This is a genomic window from Methanoculleus sp. UBA291 (assembly GCF_002499755.1).
Classification (GTDB): domain Archaea; phylum Halobacteriota; class Methanomicrobia; order Methanomicrobiales; family Methanoculleaceae; genus Methanoculleus; species Methanoculleus palmolei.
This window is the reverse complement of the sequence record NZ_DANC01000060.1, coordinates 8,075-17,175: the sequence shown is the minus strand read 5'-3', so window position 1 is coordinate 17,175 and position 9,101 is coordinate 8,075. Positions and strand designations below refer to the sequence as shown.

Sequence of the window (9,101 nt, the reverse complement as noted above, 5' to 3'; positions counted from 1 at the left end):
AAGCAGAAGCGCTCATTCCTAAAGGATCAGGTTCTCTGGTAGACGATAAATAACCCGAGGGTCTGCCGGGAGTGGTAACCTCGAAAAATGACGGGCTTGGGGGGATTTGAACCCCCGACATTCAGCTTAGGAGGCTGACGCCATGTCCGGGCTAGGCCACAAGCCCATATGCCGGAGTAAGAGTGTTATTCATGAGAAGGTATAAGGGTATCGAGCATCCACCCTTTTTTCGGAAGCATGGATATCGTTGAGGTTACTGAAGGGAGGACCAGGTTTTTCGTACCGAAGCAGGACCCTCATCTTCAGTTCCCGCCGGGAAGCGGTCCGGTTTTTTATAACTCACGTATGGAACTGAACCGGGACGCCACCATCCTCCTGCTCTCTATCCTGCGGCCGGAGAGTTACCTTGACGCCATGGGGGCGTCCGGCGTTCGGGGGCTCCGGGTGGCGCACGAAGTAGGGGTCCCGGTAACGATCAACGACCGGAGTTCAAGAGCGATCGACCTTGCCCGGCAGAATGTGGAAGCGCTGGGTCTTGCCGCCGAGGTCACCCGCGGGGACGCGAATGCGCTGATGAGCGAGAGGACGTTCGATGCCGTCGACCTCGACCCCTTCGGGACACCGGCGCCGTTCATCGATTCCGCGGCAAGGAGCGCCGGGAATTACCTCTTCGTCACCGCCACCGACACCGCCCCCCTCTGCGGGGCGCACCTGAAAGCAGGCATGCGCCGCTACTTCTCCCGCCCCCGGAACACCGAGTATCACGCCGAAGTCGGCCTCCGAACGCTGCTTGGGTTTGTTGTGCGTGAGGTTGTCAAGTATGACCGGGGTGTAAAACCCCTCTTCTGCTACGCGCACGAGCACTTCCACCGCCTGCACCTCCGGCTCCGGGAGGGGGCGGCGGCGGCCGACCGGACGCTTGCGCGGATCGGCTATGTGATGCAGTGCCCGCACTGTCTCTACCGAACGGAACAGACCGGAATGCTCCCCGAACCGGAGGAGTGCCCGCTATGCGGTGCGGACCTCGTGCCGGTCGGACCCCTCTGGACCGGAAGGATCAACGCCGATCGGACGCTTCAGGAGATGCAGGAGGCGCTCGCCGGTGTCCCGGTCGGGACGGGGAGAGAGATCGCGCGGCTGCTTGAGACCTGCCGGCAGGAACTGGATACCTCAAGCCACTACGACTACCATGTCGTAGCAAAGTCGCTCCGGGTCTCTCCCGGCAGCATCGGGACCGTCATCGAGCGATTACGGACGCTCGGCTACCGGGCAAGCCGTGCGCACTACTCGGGAACCGCTGTAAAAACCGATGCGCCTCTCCCGGTCCTCGAAAAAGTGATCAGCGGCGGGTGACGACGGTGAGGACGTCACCGTCCGCAAGTTTGTGGGTGAGGCCGACCCGCTGCGCATCGTGTTTTGCTGATCTTCCCCAGACCTTTGCATACCGAAACTTGTCCGCGAAATCCCGGTGGAGACGATTGCAGACGTCCTCGACGGTCGCCGGACTCCGGATGATCAGCGGCTCGTCCATATCCGCAGGGCCGCCGACCGGCTTTAAATAGACCCGCATGAATCCCAGGTTATTGAATATGGCGTCTTTGAGGTCCTCAATACGGTAGCCGCTGTGCGCCGAGACCATGACGGGCGCTTCACCGAACCGGTCGATCAACTCCTTCTCTATCCCCGTCCGCGTCTTCTCGTCCACCAGATCGACCTTGTTGACCGCAATGAACGCAGGGACGTATACCCGGTTGCCGATCATCGCATCGATAAAGTCGTCCTGCGTGACTTCGTTGCGGATCAGAACGTCCGCGTTGACGATCCTGTTCTCCGCGAGGATGGCGCGGATCTCCTCGAGGTCGAGGTCGACGGCGCCGACTGTGTTCAGCCTGATACCCCCGTTCCCGGCTTTTTTTATGGTGATGTCGGGTTTTAGCCGGTTGATCCGGATACCGGCATCGTGGAGCTCGCGGAGAAGGACGTCCACATGCTGCCCGTTGAAGACGTCGACCAGGACGAGGATCAGGTCGGCGCTCCGCACGACGGCGATGACCTCTTTCCCGCGGCCTTTCCCCATGGCGGCTCCGGCGATCAGGCCGGGGATATCAAGGATCTGGATCTTTGCGCCCCGGTGCTCCATCGTCCCCGGGATCACGGAGACGGTCGTGAAGGCATAGGCCGCCGTCTCCGAGAGGTTAGAGCCGGTGAGTCTGTTGAGCAGCGTACTTTTACCGACGGACGGGAAACCGACCAGAACCACCGTGGCGTCTCCCGATTTTTTCACGGAGTAGCCCTCGCCCCCTCCTGCGGAGGCCATGGCCCGGGCTACCGCTTCATCACGGATTTTCGCGATTTTTGCCTTGAGGCGGCCGATGTGCTTGGAGGTCGCTTTGTTGTACGGGGTTTTTTTGAGTTCGTCCTCAAGTTCCCGTATCTGCTCATCAACGCTGCTCATTACTGCCCGTATACATATGCAGGGAAGCTACTTATTGGTGTCTATGAGAGAAATCACGAAGCGAAGAGAGAATCCCAGCCCATATTGAGCCCCGATTGCGGAGATGCAGGCATGATTGAAGAGAGGGGGGCGTGAGACAGGTTTAAATAACAAAAGATCCAATGATTTAGAGCACATTGATGTAACGTGCTGCTATAGTGTAGACCGGCCAATCATGAGGGACTCTCACTCCCTCGACTGGGGTTCGAATCCCCATAGCAGCATAATTTTGCGGCTGTTTTGAAATTTTAATCCGGTATGATGTTTTTTTGTCTGCGGAGTCCGGCGGGTTACCGACCGTATCGGAGTTGCAAAGGCCATCCGGATGACGCGTCATTGTTCATCACCATGAGCGGGCATGGATCGAAGATATCGACCCGCAGGCACGTGAGCGTCCGGGGCCGGACTTCCACTGAAGCGCTTCGCCGGGAGCGGCGACACCGTTCGTCTTGACGACGATCTCGGTCCGGCCGGTCTCCGGCACAACCGTCCACGGCGCGTAGGCGGTGCTCGTGCGCGCGACCATCTCGTTCGCTGCGGCCACGTGTTATCCCATTTGCCCCGATTTCGCCAGCCCTCGTCGGTGATCTTATCGTTCTTGAACGGGTTGAACTCCCGGGCCACGAACCGCTTTAACTGCTCGTCCCGGTCAATGTGGAGCCAGAACTTCATCAGCACCGTCCCGTTCCCGGCCCATTCCTTTTCCGTTTCCATACCCTTCTCATTGCGGGTGCCAGTGCAGGGAGAAAACGTTTCATGAGTAAATTTGTGAGAAATGAAAATTAGTTTCCATACCCTTCTCATTGCGGGTGTCAATGCAAGAATGCTCCTTTCCCAGATAAAAATCCTTTCTATCGGCTCCTGCACGCCCCGACTTCGTCCGACGCTGCGCGGGTCTCCGGAGGAGAACCGGAAAGGAGGAACCGCTGAACCGGGTACATGAACGACCCCCAGTTATCCGGTCGGAAGCCGCAGGTACTGCATTCCCTTCGGTGTCCGTAAATGAAATCTCCTTCGTCCGCCGGAGACGCAACGATGACCCGAGGACAACAGAATGGATTCCTGCCGCCAGAGAATGAGGCCGCCCCAAAAAGATCTCTGAACCCTCGGTACATCCTGATCGGAACACTTAACTCCAAAATTTCTACCATCAAAACCGGACCCCGGGCAAGGATGGCGCGGCTTTCCATTGGGCACCCCACCTTCGGGCTCCTGCTCCGGTTCTATGGACCATCGCAACTTGAAAACATGAAGCATTTTCTCATGCTCCTGCCCTTCGGCCAGTCGCATATCGCCACTCGGGGAACGACTGCCGGTACGGCAGGAACGTGAGAAATTCGAAGAGTGTCTGGCCGCAGGGTGCGACGGTTCATCAGAGCCGGAGCTTGAGAAACTCGAAGAATTTCGAAGGGTGTCTCCTCCCGGTAGCGATTTTTTGAAATAATCTCTACAATATGTGAAATCATATTTCATATGGATACCAGTTTGGAAACATTTCGCAACATTTATGGATCTTCAGTAGAAGGGCCTTCCCGTGTCTTTCAATTCACTTGCCATGAGTTCGTCGTTGATCTCCGTCGATCTGAAGGTCACACGGAACGCCGATCTTCCGGCGTTTACCGGATCGGCCTTCAGAGGATGGCTCGGCACCGTCCTGCGGTGCGCGCGACCGGAGTGCCTGCCGGACTGCCCCGATGCCGACAGGTGCCCCTACCGCATGGTCTTCAAGGAGAAAGAGATCGACATCAACCCCTACGCCCTCCTCGCCTTTCGTGGTAACGGCGGGGTTAAGGGATTCATCAAGGTCCACGGCGACCGGAAGCGGTATATCCCGGAGATCCTCTCCCGGATCCATGCCCATGACAACGCCCGGCACTTTTCCGGGCGGTGCTTCCGAGTCACCGAGATATCGGCAAAGACCGTGGAGATCCCGGAGTTCCCACTCGGTGACCTGACGACCGTCTCCTTCGTCACGCCGGTCCACCTCGTCCGGGGCGGCCGGATGGAGGTCATGCCATCCTTAGGATCGCTCCTTGCGGCATCGGCGAGGGTGTTCAACCGGGTGACGAAACGCTTCGATCCCGCACACTATCCCTGCCGCATTCCAGACGGTCTCCTCAAACAAGACGCACCCATCCTCGACTTCGCCGTCGAAACCGTCGAGGTCGCCCGCCGCTCCCGGGAGGGGAAGATCCTGCGGTTCGAGGGCATCACCGGCTGGGCAACCTACGACACCTCGGCGGTCATGCCCGAAGCGGGGAACCTGCTCAAAGCCGGGGAGTATCTCCAAGTCGGAAAACACACGGCCTACGGGCTCGGGGGCATCATCGTGACGCGAGCGGAAACATGACCGACAGCACAGCAAGGAATGGGTTGACGGACCCGCCCGGTGAAGGCCAACCCGACGGCGTGGCGGTCCAACAGAGAGCAAAGCAACGGTCGATGATTCCGGTTATGTTGAGCATCTCCCGCAAAACCAGTCGAACAGTCATGAGAAAGAACAAAGGAGCGTGATTCTATCACACGAAGTTTACCGCCTTATCCCGGCAAAGTGCCGGACGAAAGCTCTGACCCGAACATCATCAAGAAAACATACGCCATCGACGTGATCACCCCCCTCTTCGGCGGGGGTTACAAAGCAGGAAAGATCGATCCCGATATGCCTATCAGGGCGCCGAGCATCCGTGGGCATCTCCGGTTCTGGTGGCGGGCGACGAGAGGCGCGAAGTGCGAGAGAGTTGAAGAGCTCCGCCAGCGGGAGGGGGAGGTCTGGGGATCGACGGAGAACCCGAGCCCCGTGGTTGTGGAAGTAACTATTGTGTCTCATGGGAAGACATATCCCTGTGCCTACATCCCGGATGGGAAGAATTTTCCCCGGTTTAAGGACAAGCATCCCTCATATGCACTTTTCCCATTTCAGGGCAGCAACAGGCAAAACGTCCCGGTAGCAGATTGCACGGCCGGCATCTCATTTACATTAACGCTCTCATATCCAAGAAAGTTGTCTCAAGAAATAAATGCCGCCCTCTGGGCATGGGTCAACTTCGGCGGGATAGGAGCAAGAACACGCAGAGGGTGTGGCGCACTGTATTGTCAGGACCTCTCTCCTCCGGACTGCGCAGGTATCGATGGGTGGTACAACCGGTGCCGGGAGAAATTGGGGATCGTTCCCTCTTCACTGCGGGAATGGCCCACCATGCCGGAGGTACTTCTGATAAAGAACGGCAATGGCGGTAACGCATTGCAGTGCTGGTCTGATGTAATCGGGCTGCTGCAGACCTTCAGGCAGGGCAAAAATGTGGGCCGAAACCCGGGAAACAGTTCTTCCCGGCCGGGACGATCACGGTGGCCCGAGCCGGAATCCATCCGCCATATTATCAGCAATGGAGCCGCTCGTGAGTATCAGAGATTGGACCATATCTCTGATTACGCTGCCTTTCCAAGAGCAGAGTTCGGCCTTCCCATAGTATTTAATCTCCCTGCTCACCGGAATCCCGGCACTCTTGAATTATATCCTGTTGCCGGCGGCAGTGAAAAAGCGAGGATGGCGAGCCCCTTGATACTACGTCCTCTAAAGTGCAGCGATGGAGTTTTTGCACAACTGATCCTGAAACTTAACGTTGCGCCGGTTCAGAAAGTCGTTCTGAAAAAAGAATATCGTACCTTGTGTAGTTCCACGAAAATACGCGGAAAGGATCTGGCAAGGTACCGAAATTCGCCGATGGCGTCTCGGTCGCAGAGCGGCTCTGCCCTGGAAGCCTTCCTCACGTATGCCAATGAACAGGGATTCACAGAGGTTCCCCGATGACATCCTATCTCTACGTCCTCTCCATCGGTCCCGTGCAGGACTTCATTGCAGCCGCCCGAAGGACGCGGGATCTCTGGTTCGGGTCGTATCTTCTCTCGGATATCAGCAGGGCCGCCGCAGCAAAGATCGCGGACCTGGGAGGACTGCTCATCTTCCCGGCGTTAGCCAGAGGAGATTCGAGACTCCAGTCGCCAGAACTCGAAACAGAACTTGAAGCCTTTAACGTGGCCAACATTGTCCTTGCCGAACTTCCCGAAGGAGCGGACCCGCAGACAGTAAGCACAAAAGCACAGAACGCGGCTTATAGAAAATGGCTGGAGTATGCAGAAGGCGCAAAAGAGGAAGCAGGCAGTTTAGTACGGGACGATATCTGGAATGCACAAATTAACGATATCATCGAATTCAATACGGCGTGGGTACCGCTCGGGAGCGACTATGCCGCATCCCGAAAAAGACTGATGCGTCTTTTTGCCGGCAGAAAATCCATCCGGAACTTCTGTCAGGCGAAAGAAGCACAGGGAATCCCGAAGTCTTCGCTTGACGGCGCACGGGAAACCGTTCTGAAAAACAATCGAAGACCGTACGGCGAACTTGCACTGAAGATGCGCCTCAGTGAGAACGAACAGCTCTGTGCGGTTGGCCTCACCAAGCGGCTCGCCGGTGGAAGGCGTATAGCGTTCCCATCCGTCACTCGTGTCGCGCTCGAGCCCTGGATCCGCAGGATCCGGAGAGACGGAGGAGATGCGGATAGGTATCTCACCGAAATTGGGGAACTATGTGCAGGAGAAAACGCCTTTGCATCGGGTACGGGGACAAAGTTTTACCAGGAGTTCCCATACGATGGTCAGGTCTGCTTCCCCTCACACTTGACAAGCACGAAGAGAAGCCTTCAGCAGGCTCTCACGGCTCTTCCCGAGGACAATCCCTACCGGAAAGATCTGGATAAACTGAATGAGATTAATAAACGCCTCCGCACGCTTCTGCACATTGCAGGAGAACCAAACCCCTATTTTGCGGTTCTGGTCGCAGACGGCGACCACATAGGAGAGGCCATCTCAAAGATCAACTCTGCAGGCGAGCACCGGGATTTCTCCAGCAACCTCTCGACATTTGCCGGAGAAGCCCGCAACATTGTTGAGAAATCACACCATGGCTATATGGTCTACTCGGGGGGAGTTGATGTCCTCGCATTCCTCCCGGTGGACACCTGCCTGAAGGCAGCTAGGGTACTTCACGACAGGTTCGAGGAGAAAGTCCCGGAAAGTAGGGTCACCCTCTCCATCGGGATTGCCATAGGGCATACGAGAAACCCACTCGGGGATCTTCTTGATTACGGCAGGGCGGCCGAACGTGCGGCAAAAGAGCCCAACAGGAATGGCCTCGCTGTTCACCTGCATATCCGGGGTGGCGGGTCTCCGCTGAAGGTCCGAGAACAATGGAAGCCGAAAGGCCAGAACGGGATGGATGAGCGTCTTGCGACATGGATCGACCTGCATACCCAAAACGCACTCCCGGACAAAGCGGCCTACGATCTGCTCCAGATGGCCGGAGACTACGGAGAATGGAAAAACCCTGTCCCCCCGGGTCTGCTCAAAAAAGATCTCTTCAGGCTGCTCAGACGAAAAAAAGCCGGCAACGGCACCAGGGATGTAGCTGAAGAAGACATCGAAAGTGTGTTGCAGGGCGTGGAGTCCTCCGACGATCTTTTACGCCGGGCAACTGAGTTGGTTATCGCCCGGCGCATCGCCGTAGCGATGACAGGAGGCGACAACTCATGAATGAGCTGTATCTCTCGATCGCCCCTCATGACCCGATCATCGCACGTGACGCCCGTCCACTCGGGCCCGGTCTCCGCATGAAGTCGCTCGACTGGCCGTACCCGTCGGTCCTCGCAGGCTCGGTGAGAACGATGCTGGGCAAGATAAACGGCAGCGATTTCAATATGAAAGAGGATGTCGAAAAACTCAAAAAAATCTCCGTCGCCGGGCCCCTTCCGCTCTCCAACGGCGGGATATACTTTCCTGCGCCCGGCGATATCCAGGTCGAGGAGAAAGATGGCAATCGCATCGCCCATCCGGTTCGCCCGGCGGAGATGAGACCCGGGGAAGGTTGCGACCTGCCGGACAAGAGGCTTCTGCCGGCGCTACTCCCAGACAGCGTCGAAGACGAGTTCAAGCCAGCCAAAATGGCCCCCTTCTGGTCGGCGAAGAGGATGATCGAATGGCTCATCACTGACGACGCAACGTCGTTTGACGCCCCTCCGGACTCAAAAACAGTTAGAAGTACGCCGGAATTGCTCGGTTCATTCCTGGATTTCCCCGGCAAGGAACCGAGAACTCACGTGAAGATCAAACACGGCTACGGTACTGCTGAAAATGAGATGTTTTTTGAGACGACAGGGCTGGATTTCGGGGCGAAAGGTATTCAGATTGCCGCAAAGGTGGATACGGGAGAACTCGCCTGGAAGAACTCGCTCCACCCTCTCGGGGGCGAGCGGCGATTGGTTCTATGGAAGGCGGACAAGGACCCCGGATGGAGCTGCCCTTCTGAGATTACGCAGGCCTGCGGAGAGAAACACCATCTCAGGATGGTGCTGGCAACGCCTGCAGTCTTCTCTAACGGCTGGCTGCCCGGGTGGATTAAGAAAGACACACTTGAGGGCCGCCCGCCGGATGCACCCAAGGGTGTCACACTCAGACTGGTATCGGCATGCATCAGCCGCTGGAAACCGCTCTCCGGCTGGAGCCTTGAGTCGGGAAGCCGCGGACCAAAGCCGATACGAAGGCTTGTACCGGCAGG

Annotated in this window: 7 protein-coding genes, 2 tRNA genes and 1 pseudogene; 6 read left to right on the top strand and 4 right to left on the bottom strand. The window is 57.4% G+C overall.

The annotated features are described in order from the left end of the window. Positions 1–91 precede the first annotated feature (91 nt). Positions 92–166: transfer RNA gene (locus BP737_RS14135), tRNA-Arg, on the bottom strand. Between the two features lie 71 nt (positions 167–237). On the opposite strand from BP737_RS14135, the gene BP737_RS14130 reads away from it, so the two are divergent. Then, positions 238–1,353 carry a tRNA (guanine(10)-N(2))-dimethyltransferase gene (locus BP737_RS14130; RefSeq protein WP_342686287.1) on the top strand — a complete coding sequence of 372 codons (1,116 nt, stop codon included), beginning with the start codon at positions 238–240 and terminating at the stop codon, positions 1,351–1,353. Here the strand turns inward: BP737_RS14130 and BP737_RS14125 are convergent. Next, a complete protein-coding gene (locus BP737_RS14125; RefSeq protein WP_292405246.1) occupies positions 1,340–2,455 on the bottom strand; it encodes an OBG GTPase family GTP-binding protein in 1,116 nt (371 codons plus the stop codon). The genes BP737_RS14130 and BP737_RS14125 overlap by 14 nt on opposite strands. A 188-nt stretch (positions 2,456–2,643) precedes the next feature. Here BP737_RS14125 and BP737_RS14120 point away from each other — a divergent pair. Then, positions 2,644–2,718, top strand: a tRNA-Glu gene (locus tag BP737_RS14120). A gap of 119 nt (positions 2,719–2,837) precedes the next feature. Here BP737_RS14120 and BP737_RS14115 read toward each other — a convergent pair. Together BP737_RS14115 and BP737_RS14840 are read right to left on the bottom strand one after the other, a co-directional pair. Continuing rightward, entirely contained in the window at positions 2,838–3,038 is a 201-nt protein-coding gene (locus tag BP737_RS14115; protein ID WP_342686286.1) for a hypothetical protein, read from the bottom strand. A gap of 14 nt (positions 3,039–3,052) precedes the next feature. After that, positions 3,053–3,208: pseudogene (locus BP737_RS14840) on the bottom strand (phosphate--AMP phosphotransferase); the annotation flags it as partial. Positions 3,209–4,028: 820 nt separating this feature from the next. Between BP737_RS14840 and cas6 the strand changes: the two are divergent. The 4 genes from cas6 to BP737_RS14095 all read left to right on the top strand — a co-directional run. Then, entirely contained in the window at positions 4,029–4,844 is an 816-nt protein-coding gene (gene cas6 / locus BP737_RS14110) for a CRISPR system precrRNA processing endoribonuclease RAMP protein Cas6 (protein ID WP_292405249.1), read from the top strand. Between the two features lie 201 nt (positions 4,845–5,045). Next, a complete protein-coding gene (gene cmr1 / locus BP737_RS14105) occupies positions 5,046–6,302 on the top strand; it encodes a type III-B CRISPR module RAMP protein Cmr1 (RefSeq protein ID WP_342686285.1) in 1,257 nt (418 codons plus the stop codon). Then, a complete protein-coding gene (gene cas10 / locus BP737_RS14100; protein ID WP_342686284.1) occupies positions 6,299–8,080 on the top strand; it encodes a type III-B CRISPR-associated protein Cas10/Cmr2 in 1,782 nt (593 codons plus the stop codon). Before cmr1 ends, cas10 begins: the two co-directional genes overlap by 4 nt. Then, a partial coding sequence (locus BP737_RS14095) for a type III-B CRISPR module-associated Cmr3 family protein (protein ID WP_342686283.1) occupies positions 8,077–9,101 on the top strand: 1,025 nt, incomplete at its 3' end. The genes cas10 and BP737_RS14095, both read left to right, overlap by 4 nt.

What these genes read in the sequence shown, in the direction of transcription:
- BP737_RS14130 (WP_342686287.1), top strand. Translation starts at nt 238, where the DNA reads ATGGATATCGTTGAGGTTACTGAAGGGAGGACCAGGTTTTTCGTACCG.
- BP737_RS14125 (WP_292405246.1), bottom strand. Translation starts at nt 2,455, where the DNA reads ATGAGCAGCGTTGATGAGCAGATACGGGAACTTGAGGACGAACTCAAA.
- cas10 (WP_342686284.1), top strand. Translation starts at nt 6,299, where the DNA reads ATGACATCCTATCTCTACGTCCTCTCCATCGGTCCCGTGCAGGACTTC.